Annotated in this window: 14 protein-coding genes; 9 read left to right on the top strand and 5 right to left on the bottom strand. The window is 74.3% G+C overall.

What is annotated here, in order from left to right; genetic code table 11:
• The first annotated feature begins 15 nt into the window (after positions 1–15).
• From AKI01S_RS29450 to AKI01S_RS29435, 4 genes are all read left to right on the top strand, one after another.
• Positions 16–1,476 carry an NCS2 family permease gene (locus tag AKI01S_RS29450; RefSeq protein ID WP_084000366.1) on the top strand — a complete coding sequence of 487 codons (1,461 nt, stop codon included), beginning with the start codon at positions 16–18 and terminating at the stop codon, positions 1,474–1,476.
• A gap of 419 nt (positions 1,477–1,895) precedes the next feature.
• Entirely contained in the window at positions 1,896–3,068 is a 1,173-nt protein-coding gene (locus tag AKI01S_RS29445; protein WP_067825062.1) for a glycerate kinase, read from the top strand.
• A gap of 136 nt (positions 3,069–3,204) precedes the next feature.
• Positions 3,205–4,320, top strand: a complete 1,116-nt coding sequence (gene ald, locus AKI01S_RS29440) for an alanine dehydrogenase (protein ID WP_067825060.1) — start codon at positions 3,205–3,207, stop codon at positions 4,318–4,320.
• Between the two features lie 45 nt (positions 4,321–4,365).
• Positions 4,366–4,956 (top strand): histidine phosphatase family protein, encoded by a 591-nt coding sequence (locus AKI01S_RS29435; RefSeq protein WP_067825058.1) that lies wholly within the window; start codon positions 4,366–4,368, stop codon positions 4,954–4,956.
• On the opposite strand, the gene AKI01S_RS29430 is transcribed toward AKI01S_RS29435, so the two are convergent.
• Entirely contained in the window at positions 4,953–5,651 is a 699-nt protein-coding gene (locus AKI01S_RS29430; protein WP_067825055.1) for a TetR/AcrR family transcriptional regulator, read from the bottom strand. The two genes, AKI01S_RS29435 and AKI01S_RS29430, sit on opposite strands and share 4 nt — an antisense overlap.
• A gap of 187 nt (positions 5,652–5,838) precedes the next feature.
• Between AKI01S_RS29430 and AKI01S_RS29425 the strand changes: the two genes are divergently transcribed.
• The gene (locus tag AKI01S_RS29425; RefSeq protein ID WP_067825054.1) at positions 5,839–7,086 is read left to right on the top strand and encodes an oxygenase MpaB family protein; all 1,248 of its coding nucleotides are present in this window, start codon (positions 5,839–5,841) and stop codon (positions 7,084–7,086) included.
• Here AKI01S_RS29425 and AKI01S_RS29420 read toward each other — a convergent pair.
• On the bottom strand, positions 7,083–8,171 hold the full coding sequence (locus AKI01S_RS29420; protein ID WP_067825052.1) for an Lrp/AsnC family transcriptional regulator: 1,089 nt from the start codon (positions 8,169–8,171) through the stop codon (positions 7,083–7,085). The genes AKI01S_RS29425 and AKI01S_RS29420 overlap by 4 nt on opposite strands.
• Positions 8,172–8,242: 71 nt before the next feature.
• On the opposite strand from AKI01S_RS29420, the gene AKI01S_RS29415 reads away from it, so the two are divergent.
• The 3 genes from AKI01S_RS29415 to AKI01S_RS29405 all read left to right on the top strand — a co-directional run bounded on the left by AKI01S_RS29415 (position 8,243) and on the right by AKI01S_RS29405 (position 11,250).
• Positions 8,243–9,469, top strand: coding sequence for a M20 metallopeptidase family protein (locus AKI01S_RS29415; protein ID WP_067825050.1), 1,227 nt, complete (start codon positions 8,243–8,245; stop codon positions 9,467–9,469).
• Positions 9,466–10,875, top strand: a complete 1,410-nt coding sequence (locus AKI01S_RS29410; RefSeq protein ID WP_067825048.1) for an MFS transporter — start codon at positions 9,466–9,468, stop codon at positions 10,873–10,875. Before AKI01S_RS29415 ends, AKI01S_RS29410 begins: the two co-directional genes overlap by 4 nt.
• Positions 10,876–10,950: 75 nt before the next feature.
• Positions 10,951–11,250, top strand: coding sequence for a metal-sensitive transcriptional regulator (locus AKI01S_RS29405; RefSeq protein ID WP_067825046.1), 300 nt, complete (start codon positions 10,951–10,953; stop codon positions 11,248–11,250).
• 43 nt (positions 11,251–11,293) lie between these two features.
• On the opposite strand, the gene AKI01S_RS29400 is transcribed toward AKI01S_RS29405, so the two are convergent.
• The 3 genes from AKI01S_RS29400 to ggt all read right to left on the bottom strand — a co-directional run bounded on the left by AKI01S_RS29400 (position 11,294) and on the right by ggt (position 14,606).
• On the bottom strand, positions 11,294–12,142 hold the full coding sequence (locus AKI01S_RS29400; protein ID WP_067825044.1) for an oxygenase MpaB family protein: 849 nt from the start codon (positions 12,140–12,142) through the stop codon (positions 11,294–11,296).
• 91 nt (positions 12,143–12,233) lie between these two features.
• Positions 12,234–12,608 (bottom strand): divalent-cation tolerance protein CutA, encoded by a 375-nt coding sequence (gene cutA, locus AKI01S_RS29395; RefSeq protein ID WP_067825042.1) that lies wholly within the window; start codon positions 12,606–12,608, stop codon positions 12,234–12,236.
• Positions 12,609–12,704: 96 nt separating this feature from the next.
• The gene (gene ggt / locus AKI01S_RS29390) at positions 12,705–14,606 is read right to left on the bottom strand and encodes a gamma-glutamyltransferase (RefSeq protein ID WP_369688749.1); all 1,902 of its coding nucleotides are present in this window, start codon (positions 14,604–14,606) and stop codon (positions 12,705–12,707) included.
• A gap of 175 nt (positions 14,607–14,781) precedes the next feature.
• Between ggt and AKI01S_RS29385 the strand changes: the two genes are divergently transcribed.
• A partial coding sequence (locus tag AKI01S_RS29385; RefSeq protein ID WP_218009857.1) for a hypothetical protein occupies positions 14,782–15,584 on the top strand: 803 nt, incomplete at its 3' end.

The raw sequence follows: 15,584 nt of genomic DNA, 5'->3' as shown, positions 1-15,584 counted from the left end.
TTCGGAGTCCGCCCGATGTCGCACACCACGACCGCCGAACCCGGGGACACCCCCTCCCCCGCCCCGGGTCCGCGCGGCCCGCTGGACCGGTTCTTCGACCTGACCGGCCGGGGCACCACCGTCGCCCGCGAGCTGCGCGGGGGTGTCACCACGTTCTTCGCGATGGCCTACATCATCCTGCTGAACCCGATCATCCTGGGCGGCGCGAAGGACGTCACCGGGGCGACCCTGTCGATCCCGCAGCTCACCACCATGACGGCGCTGTCGGCGGCGATCGCGACCGTGGTGATGGGTCTGGTCGGCAACGCGCCGATGGCCCTGGCGGCGGGCCTCGGCATCAACGCGGTGGTCGCCTTCCAGGCCGCTCCCGTGATGACCTGGCCGCAGGCCATGGGCCTGGTGGTGATCGAAGGCGTGATCATCGTGCTGCTGGCGCTGACCGGCGTGCGAGAGCTGATCATGAACGCGATCCCGCTCGCCCTCAAGCACGCCATCGCCGCCGGCATCGGCGCGTTCATCGCCCTGGTCGGCCTGGTCGACGCCGGTTTCGTCACCTCCAGCGCCACCGCGCCGCCGCTGTCGCTGGGCGTCGGCGGGAAGCTGTCGACCTGGCCCGTGGCCGTGTTCGCGTTCTCGCTGGTGCTGATGATCGTGCTGTACGTGCGGCGGGTGCCCGGCTCGATCCTGCTGAGCATCGTCGCCGCCACCGTCCTCGCCGTCGTCATCCACGCCAACGCCTCCGTCCCCGCCAAGGGCCCCGGCTCGTGGGGCGTGGTCACCCCCGAGCTGCCCGACCGCCTGTTCGCCATGCCCGACTTCGGGCTGTTCGGCCGGGTGGACCTGTTCGGCGGGTTCGGCCGCGCCGGGTTCGTCACCGCCCTGGTCGTGCTGTTCACCCTGGTCCTGTCGGGCTTCTTCGACGCGATGGGCACCATCCTCGGCATCAGCGACGAGGCGGGCCTGCTCGACGAGAAGGGCCGCGTCCCCAACCTGGGCCGCGTGCTGACCGTGGACGGGATCTCGGCCGCGTTCGGCGGTGTCACCTCCTCCTCGGCCAACACCGTGTTCGTGGAGTCGGCGGCGGGCGTCGGCGAGGGCGCGCGCACCGGCCTGGCCAACCTCGCGACCGGCGCGCTGTTCGGGGTGACGCTGTTCCTGACCCCGCTGGCGGCGGTGGTGCCCGCCCAGGCCGCCGCGCCCGCGCTGGTGCTGGTCGGCGCGCTGATGATGGCGCAGGTCGCCAAGTTGGACTGGGCCGACCTCGGCATCGCGATCCCGGCGTTCCTGACCGTGGTGTTCATGCCGTTCACCTACTCGATCACCAACGGCATCGGCGCGGGCGTCGTCTCCTACGCCCTGATCAGGGCCGCCCAGGGCCGCGCCCGCGACGTGAACTGGCTGCTGTGGGTGGTGGCCGCCGTCTTCCTCGTCTACTTCGGCCTGAACGTGGTCGAGCAGGTCCTCGGCGTCCGCTAGGCCGTGTTTCAAAGCCCTGGCCCACGGCGCTCGCCCGGGGGCTCGCTTCTTACCAGGGCTTGGCGAGCGCGGCATCGCTTCGCGATCTGACCGGCGGGCCCTCGCCTTCGGCGTCGGCCCCGCCGGTCAGGTCACGCGCTCGCGCGCGTGGCTGAGGCTCCCTTTGAACAGGCCCTAGGCCGCCGCGCCCCCGCCGGGCCGCCGATGCCCCCTCCCCTTCCGGGAGGGGGCATCTTTCGTTGGAAAATCACCTACGGGGACGGGAGGCGGACCCTACGCTGGGGAACCGGGCCGCGGGCGCGGCGGCCGGTCACGGACTTTCTCCCTCACATCGAGGTCAGGCCCCTGTGAGAAAGTGCCGTGATGACGTAAACAGAAGACAGGGACTTACCCCGATGGCGTGAAAGGCGTGGCTGCCGGTGTTCGCGGACGATCATTGCGCCCCCTCCCCGCGCGGTCACGTCCTGCTCGCGCCGGACCGGTTCCGGGGTGCGCTGGAGGCCGCCGAGGTCGTCCGGCACCTGGCGGCCGGGCTGCGACGCCAGCGGCCCGAGGTGCCCGTGCTGGCCGCGCCCGTCGCCGACGGCGGGGAGGGCACCGTGAACGCCGCCGTCGCCGCGGGCTGGCGGCGCGTCCCGGTGGAGGTGTGCGGTCCCACCGGGCGTCCGGTCACCGCCGCGCTGGCGCTGAACGGCGACACCGCCATCGTCGAGCTCGCCGAGGCCGCGGGCGTGCGGCGGGTGCCCGGCGGCGAGCCCCAGCCGTTCGGCGGCACCAGCCTGGGGGCCGGGCAGCTCATGGCGCACGCGGTGCGGCTGGGGGTCCGGCGGATCGTGCTGGGCGTCGGGGACGCCGCCTGCGCCGACGGCGGCGCGGGCCTGGTGCAGGGCCTGGGCGGGCGGCTGCTGGACGCCCTGGGCCGGGACCTGCCGCCCGGCGGGACGGCGCTGCGCTCGCTGCACGCGCTGGACCTGCGCGGGCTGCCCGACCTGTCGCGGGTCGAGGTGATCCTGGCGGCCGACGGCGCCGGGCCGCTGGTGGGGCGCGGCGGCACCGCCGTGACGCAGGGGCTCCGGCTGGGGGCCGGGCGGGAGGAGGCCCGGGCGCTGGACGCCGGGCTGCGGCGGTGGGCCGACCTGGCGGAGGCCGCGGTGCGCCGTCCCGCCCGCGAGCGCGCCGGGGCCGGTGCGGGAGGCGGCGCGGGGTTCGCGGCGCTGGCGTTCCTGGGCGCCAAGAGCGAGCCGGGCGTGACGTTCATGCTCGATCTGTTCGGGTTCGCGGAGAAGGCGCGCGACGCCCGGCTGGTCGTCACCGGCGAGGGGTCGCTGGACGTGCGGGCGCTGCGCGGCGGCGCCTCGGCCACCGTGGCGCGGGCCGCCGCGCGGGCCGGGACGCCCGTGGTGGCGGTCACCGAACGCCGGAGCCTGACCGGCGAGCGGCTGCGCCGCGCCCGCATCCAGGCCGCCTACACCCTGACCGACATCGAACGCGACCTGGACCGCTGCCGACGCCAGGCCGGGGCCCTGCTGGAGCAGCTCACCGTGGCCATCGCCGCCGAGTGGCTGCCGCCCGCGCGCGCCGCGGCCCGATGACCTTCCCCCGCTTTACATACTGTCAGGCATAGCGGGAATACGTGTACAAACTGAACGTGGCCGGGAGGTCCCCACAGGCCGCACCCTGAAGGCGTACGTCCAGGAGAAGGTCCTGGTCAGCGCAACGGAGGGCAAAATGAAGGTCGGCGTACCCCGCGAGATCAAGAACCACGAGTACCGGGTGGCGATCACCCCGGCGGGGGTGCACGAGCTGACCCGGCACGGCCACGAGGTCTTCGTCGAGCGCGGCGCCGGTGAGGGCTCGGCCATCCTCGACGACGACTACACCTCCGCCGGCGCCAAGATCCTGGACGGCGCGGACGAGGTCTGGGCCGAGGGCGACCTGATCCTGAAGGTCAAGGAGCCGATCGCCGACGAGTACCACCGGATGCGCCGGGGCCAGACCCTGTTCACCTACCTGCACCTGGCCGCCTCGCGCGAGTGCACCGACGCCCTGCTGAAGGCGGGCGTCACCGCCGTCGCCTACGAGACCGTCCAGCTGCCGAACCGCTCGCTGCCGCTGCTGGCCCCGATGTCGGAGGTCGCGGGCCGCCTCGCCCCGCAGGTCGGCGCCTACAACCTGATGCGCTTCAACGGCGGACGCGGCGTGCTGCCCGGCGGCGTGCCCGGCGTGGCCCCCGCCAAGGTCGTGGTGCTGGGCGGCGGCGTGTCCGGGCTGAACGCCGCGCAGATCGCCGTCGGCATGGGCGCCGACGTCACCATCCTGGACATCAACGTCGACCGGCTGCGCCAGATCGACGCCATCTACCAGGGCCGCCTGAAGACGCTGGTGTCCAACGCCTACACGGTCGAGCAGCAGTGCCGCGAGGCCGACCTGGTGATCGGCGCGGTGCTGATCCCCGGCGCGAAGGCCCCCAAGCTGGTCTCCAACGAGCTGGTGTCGCGCATGAAGCCCGGCTCGGTGCTGGTCGACATCGCCATCGACCAGGGCGGCTGCTTCGCCGACTCGCGTCCCACCACGCACGCCGACCCCACCTACAAGGTGCACGAGTCGGTCTTCTACTGCGTGGCCAACATGCCGGGTTCGGTGCCCAACACCTCCACCTACGCCCTGACCAACGTGACCCTGCCGTACGCCGTGCAGATCGCGAACAAGGGCTGGAAGGACGCGCTGCGCGACGACCCCGCGCTGGCGCTGGGCCTGAACACCCACGACGGCGCGCTCACCTACGCCCAGGTGGCCGAGGCCCACGGCCTGGACCACGTGAACCTGGCCGACGTGCTCGCCTGACCGTTCCCCGATCATGTTCCCCCGTGGCCCCGTACAGTGGGGGCCATGGGGGAACTGATCGTTCTGCGCCACGGCGAGACCGAGTGGAGCCGCGCCCGGCGGCACACCGGCCGCACCGACCTGCCGTTGACCGAGCGCGGCGAGGAGCAGGCCCGTTCGCTGGTGCCGCTGGTGGCCGGGCGGGACATCACGCGGGTGGTCACCAGCCCCGCCGAACGCGCCCGCCGCACCGCCGAGCTGGCCGGACTGCGGATCGACGCCACCGACCCCGACCTGTGGGAGTGGGACTACGGCGGCTACGAGGGCATCACCAGCGCGGAGATCCGCGAGCGGCGGCCCGGCTGGTACCTGTGGGACGACGGCGTGGTCCCCGGTGACGCCGACCACCCCGGCGAGGCCGTCGGGCGGGTCGGGGAGCGCGTGGACGCCGTCCTCGCCCGCGTGCGGCCCCTGCTGGACGACGGCGACGTCGCCCTGGTCGCCCACGGCCACGTGCTGCGGATCCTCACCGCCCGCTGGCTGGGCCTGGATCCGGCGCTGGGCCGCCTGTTCGCCCTGGACACCGGGACGATGTCCACGCTCGGCACCGAGCACGGCCGGCCCGTGATCACCTCCTGGAACGTCCCACCCGGCTAGGGCGTCTCCTCCGGTGGCGCCGGGGGTTCCAGCATGGGCACGAGGAACCGCCGCGCCAGCGCGGTCAGCTGCCCGTCGTCGTCGAGGTCGACCAGGTGGCTGGGGATCGCCAGGAACGAGCCGGAGACCCGGACCATCATCTCGGCCACGTGGTCGATGTCCAGGTCGCCGGAGACGTGGCCCGCGCGCTGCTCGCGGCGCAGCTGGCCCGCGACGAACTGCCGCACGGTGGCGAGGGTCCGCCCCCCGTCGTTGACCATGGAGGCCACCAGCAGGTCCGGCTCGGTGGCGATCAGGCCGCCGATCAGCGGGTTGCCCCGGATGGCGCGCAGCGAGCTCACGAAGCCCAGCACCACCCGGTCGGCGGCGGTCTCGGCCTGCCGGATCTCGACGAGGAAGCGGTCGAAGTACCGGCGGAACTCCCGCCGCACCACCTGTTCGACCAGCGTGTCCTTGGTGGCGAACCGCCGGTAGACCGTGATGCGCGAGACCCCGGCGCGGCGGGCCACGTCCTCCATGGTGGACCGCTGGATGCCCATCCGGCAGAACTGCTCGTACGCCGCGTCGAGGATGCGCGCGCGGGTCTCGTCCGCGTCGTCCACCCGTGCGACGGCGTCGGTGTAGGCGCGTTCGAGCAGCGACTCCGAGCCCTCCGGGCCCGAGGCCGCCATGAGGGCGGACAGCGCAGGTTCCACGTTCTCCTCCTGAGGCGACCGATTCTGCCTCAGTCACCGGCCTCGGTCACCGGCGGCCGCCGCCACAACGGGTCTTGTGGTGCTCCCCACGGTGTGCTGTCATGGCACTGCCACGAATGATACACGGATGCAATCTGTGTTTCAGCGTATCGCACAGCCGCTCTCAGCCCCGAGGAGGAGCGAAGGCATGGACGGACCCAGCAGACGCAACGTGTTGGTGGCGGGCGGGACGCTCGGCGCGGTCGGCGCGCTCGGCGCCGCGTCGCCCGCGCAGGCGGCCGCACTGTGGACGTGGTCGCCCAAGGGCTCGGTGGCGGGCGCCGGGGAGGGCGCCGACCCGCGGGGGGTGTGGGACCCCGAGGCCGACCGGCTGGTCGCCTCGCTGCTCGACCGGGGCGAGGTGCCGAAGGTCAACCGGCTGCTGCGGACCTGGACCAAGAACGGCCAGCCGCTGCCCGGCGGGCTGCCCGCGGACCTGCGCGACTTCATGGAGCGGGCCAGGCGGTTGCCGTCCTGGGCCGACAGGGGCAAGCTCGCCACCGCGGTCGACTTCAACGAGAAGCGGGGGCTCTACCTCGGCGTCACCTACGGCTTCGCCAGCGGGATGATGAGCACGGTCATCCCCCGGGAGGCGCGCGCGGTCTACTACTCCAAGGGCGGCGCGGACATGCGGGACCGCATCACCAAGACCGCCAAGCTCGGGTACGACATCGGGACGTCCAACGCCTACAAGCCCGACGGCGAGATGGTCGTGACCTGCGTCAAGACCCGCCTGGCGCACGCGGGGGTGCGCCACCTGCTGCCGAGGTCCGCCCACTGGTCCAAGGTCGCCGACGAGAGGGTCCCGATCAGCCAGGCCGACATGATGGTCACCTGGCACAGCCTGCCCACGACCGTCATGCGGAACCTGGTCAAGTGGAAGGTGCCGATCCCGGCCGCCGAGTCCGAGGCGTTCCTGCACTCGTGGCAGGTGGCCGCGCACATGCTCGGCATCAGGGACGAGTACATCCCCAGGTCGTGGGAGGAGGCCGACTCCCAGGCCGAGCAGGTGCTGACGCCGATCCTGGCGCCGACGCCCGAGGGGATCAAGCTGGCCGACATGCTGCTCAACCTCGGCTCCACCATCGACGGCGGCATCCTCAGCAAGCCCATCCTCGGCTCGCTCACCCGCTACGTGCTCGGCGACGAGATCGCCGACTGGCTGAAGATCCGCCGGGACCCGCTGTGGGACCCGGTGTTCGAGACGGCCTGGGAGCCCTTCATCGCCGTCCGCGAGGGCCTGCTGTCCCTGGAGAAGGCGCCGGGGGCCCTGCAGAAGGCGTACTGGGCCTTCGACGAGATCCTCCGCCTGGGGGCCCTGCTCGTGCTGTCCGAGGGCGACCTGCCGATCAGCATCGAGATCCCGGTGACCAACAACCCCAACTACCCCGGCTAGCGGGCCGGACCTCCGTCCCGGGCCGGGCCGGTGCGCAGCCGTCCGAGCAGCGCGCCGAGCTCGGCCTCGGCCGCCGCGTCGTCCCAGGCCCAGAACGGCACCGACCGCAGGTGCCGCCCCTGCGGGTCCAGCACGTGCCCCGCCAGCTTCATCGGCCACAGCGTCACCGCGCGGTCGGTCACGGTGAGCTGCGGGAACCGGCGGACCAGGGCCGTCTCGAACGCCTGCGCCCGGTCCACCGACCGCAGCCACACCGTGAACACCACGTTGTCGGAGCCCGACAGCGAGGCGCACATGCGCGTCTCGCGCAGCCCCGCCAGCAGCGCCGCGATCCGCGACACGTCGCCGGGCGGGGCGGTCCCCCACAGGTACACCGCGACCGGCCAGCCCGACGCGAACCGGGCGACCTCGCAGCGGTACAGCAGCGCGCCCGCCGCGTCCATGCGGGCCAGGCGGCGGCGCACGGTCGTCGGGCTGAGGCCGGTGCGGGCGGCCAGCTCCGCCACCGGCGTCCGGCAGTCCTCGCCCAGCAGCCGCAGCAGCTCCCGGTCGTCCTCGGTGACGGCCCGGCCGCGTTCGCGGGAACGCCCGCAGTCCAGCAGCCCGCGCTGCCGGTCGTCCAGCCGCTCCAGCCGCCACCGGCTGCCCTCGGTGTGCAGGGCGGTCGCGATCTGCGTGCGGGTCGCGGCGATCCCCGCGATCCGGCCCAGCCGGAACCCCACGTACCGCGCCAGCTCGGCCTGGTCGCGCAGGACCACCGTCAGCAGCAGGTCCCGGCCGCCGGTCACGTGCTCCACGTTGAACACGTGCGGGTCCTCCACCAGCTCGGCCGCCACCTCGTGCAGCCGCCCGGCCACGCAGTCCACCTCGACGAACGCCACCACCGGCGAGACCCCCTCGACCGCCAGCGGCACGCACGTCTGCCACGCCAGCCCCGCCGCCGTCAGCCGCGCCCAGCGGCGCGCCGCGGTGGAGGCGTCCACGCCCAGCACCGCGCCGATCCGCCGCCAGTCCGCGCGCGGCGCGTGCTGCAACGCGGTCACCAGGATGTGGTCCAGGTCGTCGAGGGTGGCGTTTCCCTGCATTCGATCACGCTTTCACGGTGCTTCCGGGCGTCTGCCGGGCCCCGATGGGCCGGCTGCCGCACCCTACCCGCATGTCCGTCTACGAGAACGCCCGTGAGCTGGGCGAAGAGCTGTCGGAGCTGCGCCGCGACCTGCACCGGGAACCCGAGCTCGGCCTGGACCTGCCGCGCACTCGGGAGAAGGTGCTGGCCGCGCTGGACGGCCTGCCACTGGAGGTCTCCACGGGCAAGGCCCTGACGTCGGTGACCGCCGTGCTGCGCGGCGGACGCCGGGACGCGCGGGGGACGGGCCGGGCGCCCGCCGTGCTGCTGCGGGGCGATATGGACGCCCTGCCGGTCCAGGAGGACACCGGCCTGGACTACGCCTCGCGGGTGCCCGGCGCGATGCACGCCTGCGGCCACGACCTGCACGTGGCCGGGCTGGTCGGCGCGGCCCGGCTGCTGGCCGACCGGCGCGCCGAGCTGCCCGGCGACGTGGTGTTCATGTTCCAGCCCGGCGAGGAGGGCATGGGCGGCGCCAAGATCATGATCGACGAGGGCGTGCTGGACGCGGCCGGTGACCGGGTGGTCGCCGCCTACGGCCTGCACGTGTTCTCCACCGTGCTGCCGCGGGGCGTGGCCGTGACCCGGCCCGGCCCGGTGCTGGCCGCCTCCGACGCCGTCACGGTCACCGTGCGCGGCCGGGGCGGGCACGGCTCGTCCCCGCACGCCGCCAAGGACCCGGTCACCGCCGTCGCCGCCATGGTCACCGCGCTCCAGACCATGGTCACCCGCGACCTGGACGCCCTCGACCCGGCCGTGGTCACCGTCGGCTCGCTGCACGCCGGGTCCGCCGGGAACGTCATCCCCGAGACCGCCGTGTTCGAGGCCACCGTCCGGTCGTTCTCCGAGGACGCCCGCCGCCGCGTGCGCGCCGGGATCGCACGGGTGGTCAGGGGGATCGCCGCCGCGCACGACGTGGCGGTCGACCTCGACCACGTCGAGCAGTACCCGGTCACCGTCAACGACGGGGCCGAGGCCGCGTTCGCCCTCGACACCGCCCGGGACCTGTTCGGCGGCGCCCGCGCGATCGAGGCGCCGCGCCCGATGAGCGGGTCGGAGGACTTCTCGTTCGTCCTCCAGCACGTGCCCGGCGCGTTCCTGGGCCTCGGCGCGTGCCCGCCCGGCGTCGACCCGGCCACCGCGCCGATGAACCACTCCCCGCGGGCGGTGTTCGACGACGCGGTGCTGCCCGACGCCGCCGCGCTCCTCGCCGAGCTGGCCGTCCGCCGCCTGGACCGGGCGGAGGCGACCCCGTGACCGCCACCGCGCGACCGGCGGCCCAGCCACCGGCCGGGCCGCCGGTCGGCTCGGTCACCACCGTCGTCGGCCTGCTGGTGCTGTTCGAGGTGGTCAGCGGGTTCCTCCAGGCCGGGATCGCGCCGATGCTGCCGGGCATCGGCCGGGAGCTGGGCGTCCCCGACTCCGCCCTCACCTGGGTCGTCTCGGTCCAGCTCCTGGGCGCGGCGGTCTGCGTGCCCGCGTTCGGGCGGCTGGGCGACCTGTACGGGCACCGCCGGATGCTGCGGGTCGCCCTGGTCAGCGTCGCGGTCGGGTCGGTGCTGGTGGCCGCCGCGCCGAACTTCGCGGTGCTGCTGCTCGGCCGGGCCCTCCAGGGCCCCCTGGCGGCGCTGCTGCCGCTGGAGATCGCGCTGGTCAGCGACCGGCTCCCGGTGGCGATGGCGCGCCGCGCCATCGCCCGCCTGGTCGGCGCGCTGACCCTGGGCAGCCTGCTCGGCGCCCTCGGCATGGGCCTCGCCGACGAGGCGCTGGGCGACGTGCGGGCGGCCCTGTGGGTCCCGGCGGCGCTCGCCCTGGTCTGCGTGCCGGTGTCGTTCGTGGCGGTGCCCGAGTCGGTGCGGCGCGGCGGCGGACGCGTGGACTGGCCCGGCGTGTCCCTGCTGAGCCTGACGATGATCGCCCTGCTGGCCGGGGTGTCGGGCGCCGAGCGCGGCGGCTGGCTGTCGGCCGGGACGCTGGGCCCGCTCACCCTGGGCGCGCTGCTGCTGGTCGCGTGGGTCGTGGTGGAGCTGCGGTCCGCCGAGCCCCTGGTGGACCTGCGGGCCATGGCGGGACGGCACGTCGCGCCGTTCTACGCCACCTCGTTCGCGTTCGGCGTCGTCTACTTCGGCAGCCAGTCGCCCAACGCCACGTTCCTGGCCACCGACCCGGCCGAGGGGTACGGGTTCGGAATGTCGGCGCTGTCGATCGCGTTGGTGACGCTGCCCGCCACGTTCGCGGCGATGCTGGCCTCGACGCTGCTGCCGCGCGTCGCGGCCCGCACCGGCTACCGCCGGGCGCTGGTCGGCTCGTTCGCCCTGGTGGCGGCCGGGTTCGGCGGGTTCGCGGCGTTCCACGGGGCGCTGTGGCCACTGGTGGTCAGCCTGCTGCTGGCGGGCGTGGGCCTGGGCGCGTCGCTCAGCGCGATGCCCACCGTGATCGTGGAGGCGTCCGACCCGTCCCGCACCGGCGTCGCCGCCGCCCTGTACAACAACGTCAAGACCCTGGGCGGGGCCGTCGCGGGCGGCGTGTTCGGCAGCCTGCTCAGCGGGATCGGCGGTCAGGGCGGCTACGTCGCGGTCTGGCTGGCCGGGGCGGCCGGTGCGCTGGTGGCCGCCGGATGCGCGATGATCGCTCGACGGCAGGAAACGGGCGCGACCGTATAGGATACCCCCAGGGGGGTTTACCCCCGGGGTGTCCCCCCGAGCTCGACGCCCCCGGCACCGATTGCGAGGACGACGATGGCGACCAGCGAGACCCCCACCCGCGGCTACACCGCGACCAAGGACCAGCTCCAGACCCGGCTGCGCCGGATCGAGGGCCAGGTGCGCGGCATCGAGCGGATGGTGGAGGACGACCGGTACTGCATCGACGTCCTCACCCAGATCAGCGCGGTCCAGGCGGCCCTGGACAAGGTCGCCCTCGGCCTGCTGGACGGGCACGTGCGGCACTGCGTGGCCGAGGGCGCCGAGGAGGGCAAGGGCGACGCCATGTCCACCGAGCTGATGGCCGCCGTCGGCCGCCTGATGCGCCGCGGCTGACCCCGTCCGCGGGGGCCGTCCGCGGGGCCGGGCGCGGGCGGGTTCAGGAGGCCAGGCCCCAGGTCACCGCGTCGGCGGCGTGCTCGCGGGTCAGGCGGCGGGCGCGCTGGGCGTCGGGCGTGTAGCGGAACCGCTCGGGGATCACGTGCGTGGTCCGGTACAGGCCCTTGAGGGTCAGCGTCGCCGCCAGATCCGACGTCGGCAGGCCGGGCAGGCCGTACATGCGGCGCGCCCAGCGCGGCAGCGTGGACACCACCAGCAGCCCGAGCGCCGGGGCGGCCAGCTTCAGCGGCAGCAGCTGGCGCGGCACCGCCGGGTTGAACAGCCGGCGCATTCCCTCCTTCGCCTCCTCGCAGGCCCAGATCTGGCGGCGCATGTCGGCGTAGTAGTCGCGCATGTCCGCCACCGAGGCCGGAACGTCGTCGGGGTCCAGCCCCACCACGGCGGCGGCGCGGCGCTGCTCGTCCACGAACCGGTCGCGGTCGGCGCGGCCGAGCGGGACCCCGGCGCGCACGGCGATGTCGAGGTAGGAGTCCACCTCCCCCATGTGCACCCACAGCAGGTTCTCGGGGTCGTCCACCGGGAAGACCTCGCCGGTGCGCAGGTCGACGCCCCGCAGCTTGGAGTGCAGCTTGCGGATGCGGCGGCCGACGCGGTCGACCTCCTCGGTGGTGCCCCAGGTGCGGACCCGCACGAACTCGACGGTGCGTCCCAGCCGCGCCCAGGCGGCCCGGGGGTCCATCAGCTCGGAGTTCTGCGCGGTGCCCCACATCGAGTGCGGGTGCAGCGCCTGGAGCACCAGGGCCCGCACGCCGCCGACCGCCAGCACCGGCTCCCCCATGACCCGCCAGGTCACCGAGCCCGGCCCGAACAGCCCGTAGTCCTCAGCCACCGCCGCGTCCCTTCGCCATACCGGGGTAATTAATGACTTATTGCCCGAATATGGCGTGTCCCACACCGGCCACGGGAGGGGAGGGGTGGGATCAGTCCGCAGGGATCTCCACCGTCTCCTCGTCCTCGTCCTCGTCCTCCTCGGGCGGCTCGGTCTGCTCGGTGACCCAGGCCAGGTAGTCCATGCTGCCCGCCACCACGGAGGTCGCGATGATCTCCGGGGTGTCGTAGGAGTGCTCCTGGTCGATGAGGCTGGCCAGTTCGTCGAACCGGTCGGAGGTGGTCTTGAACACCACCATCCACTCCTCGGCCGACTCGATCGCGCCCTCCCACCAGTAGGTGCTGGCGATCGGCCCGACCAGCTGGGCGCAGGCCGCCAGCCGCCCCTCGACGGCGGACCTGGCGAGCGCGGCGGCCTCGGCCCGTGAGTCGGTGGTCGTGGTGACCTGTACATACGCCTGCGCCATGGAAGGCTCCTTCCCCCTACCGACTGATCGTAGCCCGGCGGCCCGGCCGCGTTCTGGGTGCCCGCGGCCGGGCCGCCGGGAACGTCCGGTCCCGTGTCACCGGCGAGGGCGCACCACCATCGCGCTGCCGCCGCCGCGCCGGGTCGGCTCGGCGACCGCCTGCACCAGGTGCGGCGACAGGAACTCCAGGCCGGTCGCCGCGCCGATCGTCCCGGCGGGCGGGCCGGGGAACGGCGCCACGTCGTGGCCCTTGGCGGTCAGCGCGGTCCCGTACCGGTCGATGAAGCCCTGCTCGGCGAGGACCTGCGGGGTGTTGCGCTGGGTGGCGCGCGGCGCGGCCAGCGCGGTCGGCAGGTCCATGCCGAGGTCGATCCGGTTCAGCAGGATCTGCAGCACCGTCGTGATGATCGTGGAGCCACCGGGGGTGCCGACCGCCAGCTTCGGCCGTCCGTGGCCGTCCAGCACGATGGTCGGGGCCTGGCTGCTGCGCGGCCGCTTGCCGGGGCCGGGCAGGTTCGGGTCGGGCGGCGAGCCCGGCGCGGGCGGCTGGAGCGTGAAGTCGGTCAGCTCGTTGTTGAGCAGGAACCCGCGCCCGGGAACGGTGATGCCGCTGCCGCCGAACTGCTCCAGCGTGATGTTGTAGGCGACGACGTTGCCCCACTTGTCGGCCGTGACCAGGTGGGTGGTCTGCGGGCCCTCGTAGGTGGTGGAGACGGCGGGTGCCGCGGGGACCCTGCACTTCTCGTAGCGGCCGTCGGGGCTGCCGGGCGGCACCGGCGCGGTGGCGGCCCTGTCGGGGTTGATGAGGCAGGCGCGCTCGCGGGCGAAGCCGCGCGACAGCAGCTCGTTCAGCGGCACCTTCACGTGCCGGGGGTCGCCGACGTACCGGCCGCGGTCGGCGTAGGCGAGCTTGGACGCCTCCAGGTAGTGGTGCAGGGTGCGGACGGTGTCGTCGGCGCCGAGCTTGAAGTGGCCGAGGATGTTGAGGGCCTCGCCGACGGTGGAGCCGCCGGACGACGACGGCGGCTGGCCGTAGACGTTCAGGCCCCGGTAGCTGACGCGGGTGGGGCGCGGGGTCAGCGCCCGGTAGGCGGCCAGGTCCCCGGTCTCCATCAGGCCGGGACGGACGTTGAGCCCGGAGGCCGGGTCCACCTTCGGCTTCTGCACGGTCCGCACGACCTCGCGGCCGAGACCGCCCCGGTAGAACCAGCCGGGTCCGCGCTTGGCCAGCTCGCGGTAGGTGCGGGCGAGGTCGGGGTTGCGGAACGTCGAGCCGACGGCGGGCGCCTGGCCGTTGCGCAGGAAGACCTCGCGGGTGGCGGGGAAGGCGTTGAAGCGCTTCTGGTTCAGCGCCGTCTGGTCGTGGAACTCCTGGTCCACGACGAACCCCTTCTCGGCCAGCCGGATCGCGGGCTTGAGGAGCGTCGGCAGGCCGCGGGTGCCGTGGCGGCGCAGCGCGGTCTCCCACTGCGCGACGGTGCCGGGCACGCCGACGCCGAGCCCGCTGGTGACGGCCTGGTCGAACGGGATCGCCTTGCCGGTCGCGGGGTCCACGAACGAGTCGGCCCGCATCCGCCTGGGTGCGGCCTCGCGCCCGTCGATGGTGTGCACGCGGCGCTTCCTGGCGTCGTAGTACAGCACGTAGCCGCCCCCGCCGAGGGCGGCGACGTACGGCTCGCTGACGCCGAGGGCGGCGGTGGCGGCGACGGCGGCGTCCATCGCGTTGCCGCCCTTCTTCAGCACCTCGATCGCGGCGGCGCTGGCGTAGGGGTCGACGGTGGAGACGGCTCCGCCGTACCCGGTCGCGACGGGCCGCTTGGCCGGCCCGGCGGGCGGCTGCGTCAGCGGCGGCGTCAGCGGCGGCCGCGACGACGGTTCCGCCAGGGCCGGGCCCGGAACGGCCAGCGCGGCGGCGGTCAGGGCCACCCCGGCGGCCACCGCCGTGCCGCGCAGCGCGCGGGACGAGGGCGAACGGGGAGACGACACGCGAAGGGACACGGGACCTCCTGTGGTTTCCGGCGCCCTCACATTCCCACTGATCGTCGATCCACACCACCGATCCACGCCCACCGCGCCAAGATCGGCAAGGGGATGGCGCGGGAACCGGCCGGTTTGAGAGCATGGGTCCCCCGCAGCGTCCCCCGACCCCCCGCCCGGGCCGCCTGGAGTGACCTTGCTGTCGTTCTCCCTGCTGTTCACCGACGGACTGTTCACCCCGCAGCGCCTCGGCGATCCGCGCGCCGCCGACGTGCTGCACGCGGCGACCGACCGCGCCGCGGGCCGGGTGCGCACCAGCGACCTGCTGCACGCGGCGGTGGCCGCCGGGGACCCGGCGCTGCTGCCGGTCCTGGCGCGGACGCTGCCGGAGGGCGTCGCCGAGCGGCACCTGCTGGCCGGGATCGAGATCTACAACCCGGGGCGCTCCCCCGACGACGACGGCCCGGCGTTCGACGGGCGGCGCGAGCGGTTCGACGACGCGGCGCTGGCGGCGCTGCGCGCGTTCGACGCCGAGTTCGCCTCCCTGGCGGCCGCCGACCCCGGCCGGGCCCGGCACGGGTCGCTGGAGCTGCTGGTCGCGGCCGTGCTGGAGAACCTGGACGCCGACGACCGCGAGTACCTGGGCGCGGTGCTGGACCCCGGCGCGACCGCGGCGGTGCTGCGCGAGCGGGTCCGGGTCGCCGGCCGGCCGCCCGCGCCGCTGCTGGAGGAGGGGTCGGGGCGGCTGCGGTCGGAGGAGTTCACCGAGGACGGCTGGGCGGTGCTGGAGCAGGCCGCCGCGCGGGCCGCCGAGCTCGGCTACGACCGGGTCCTGCCGCCGCACGTGCTGCTGGCGCTGCTCGGCCAGACCGAGGGGACCGCCGAGCACCTGGTCCGGTTGCAGGTGCCGCCGCAGATGGGCCCGGTGCGGGTCGCCGAGATCGTGGCGGAGGCGTTCCGGCTGCTGGACGGGGGCCGTCCCCGCCCCGGGGCGGCCCC

It is taken from the genome of Actinomadura kijaniata NBRC 14229 (assembly GCF_001552175.1).
GTDB lineage: Bacteria > Actinomycetota > Actinomycetes > Streptosporangiales > Streptosporangiaceae > Spirillospora > Spirillospora kijaniata.
Note: the sequence above shows the minus strand (reverse complement) of the source record. Positions and strands in the feature narration are given on the sequence as shown.

Bases quoted from the DNA above. Each gene is read 5' to 3' on its own strand.
- AKI01S_RS29450 (WP_084000366.1), top strand. From the start codon at position 16: ATGTCGCACACCACGACCGCCGAACCCGGGGACACCCCCTCCCCCGCC.
- ald (WP_067825060.1), top strand. From the start codon at position 3,205: ATGAAGGTCGGCGTACCCCGCGAGATCAAGAACCACGAGTACCGGGTG.
- AKI01S_RS29435 (WP_067825058.1), top strand. From the start codon at position 4,366: ATGGGGGAACTGATCGTTCTGCGCCACGGCGAGACCGAGTGGAGCCGC.
- AKI01S_RS29425 (WP_067825054.1), top strand. From the start codon at position 5,839: ATGGACGGACCCAGCAGACGCAACGTGTTGGTGGCGGGCGGGACGCTC.
- AKI01S_RS29420 (WP_067825052.1), bottom strand. From the start codon at position 8,171: ATGCAGGGAAACGCCACCCTCGACGACCTGGACCACATCCTGGTGACC.
- AKI01S_RS29415 (WP_067825050.1), top strand. From the start codon at position 8,243: ATGTCCGTCTACGAGAACGCCCGTGAGCTGGGCGAAGAGCTGTCGGAG.
- AKI01S_RS29405 (WP_067825046.1), top strand. From the start codon at position 10,951: ATGGCGACCAGCGAGACCCCCACCCGCGGCTACACCGCGACCAAGGAC.
- cutA (WP_067825042.1), bottom strand. From the start codon at position 12,608: ATGGCGCAGGCGTATGTACAGGTCACCACGACCACCGACTCACGGGCC.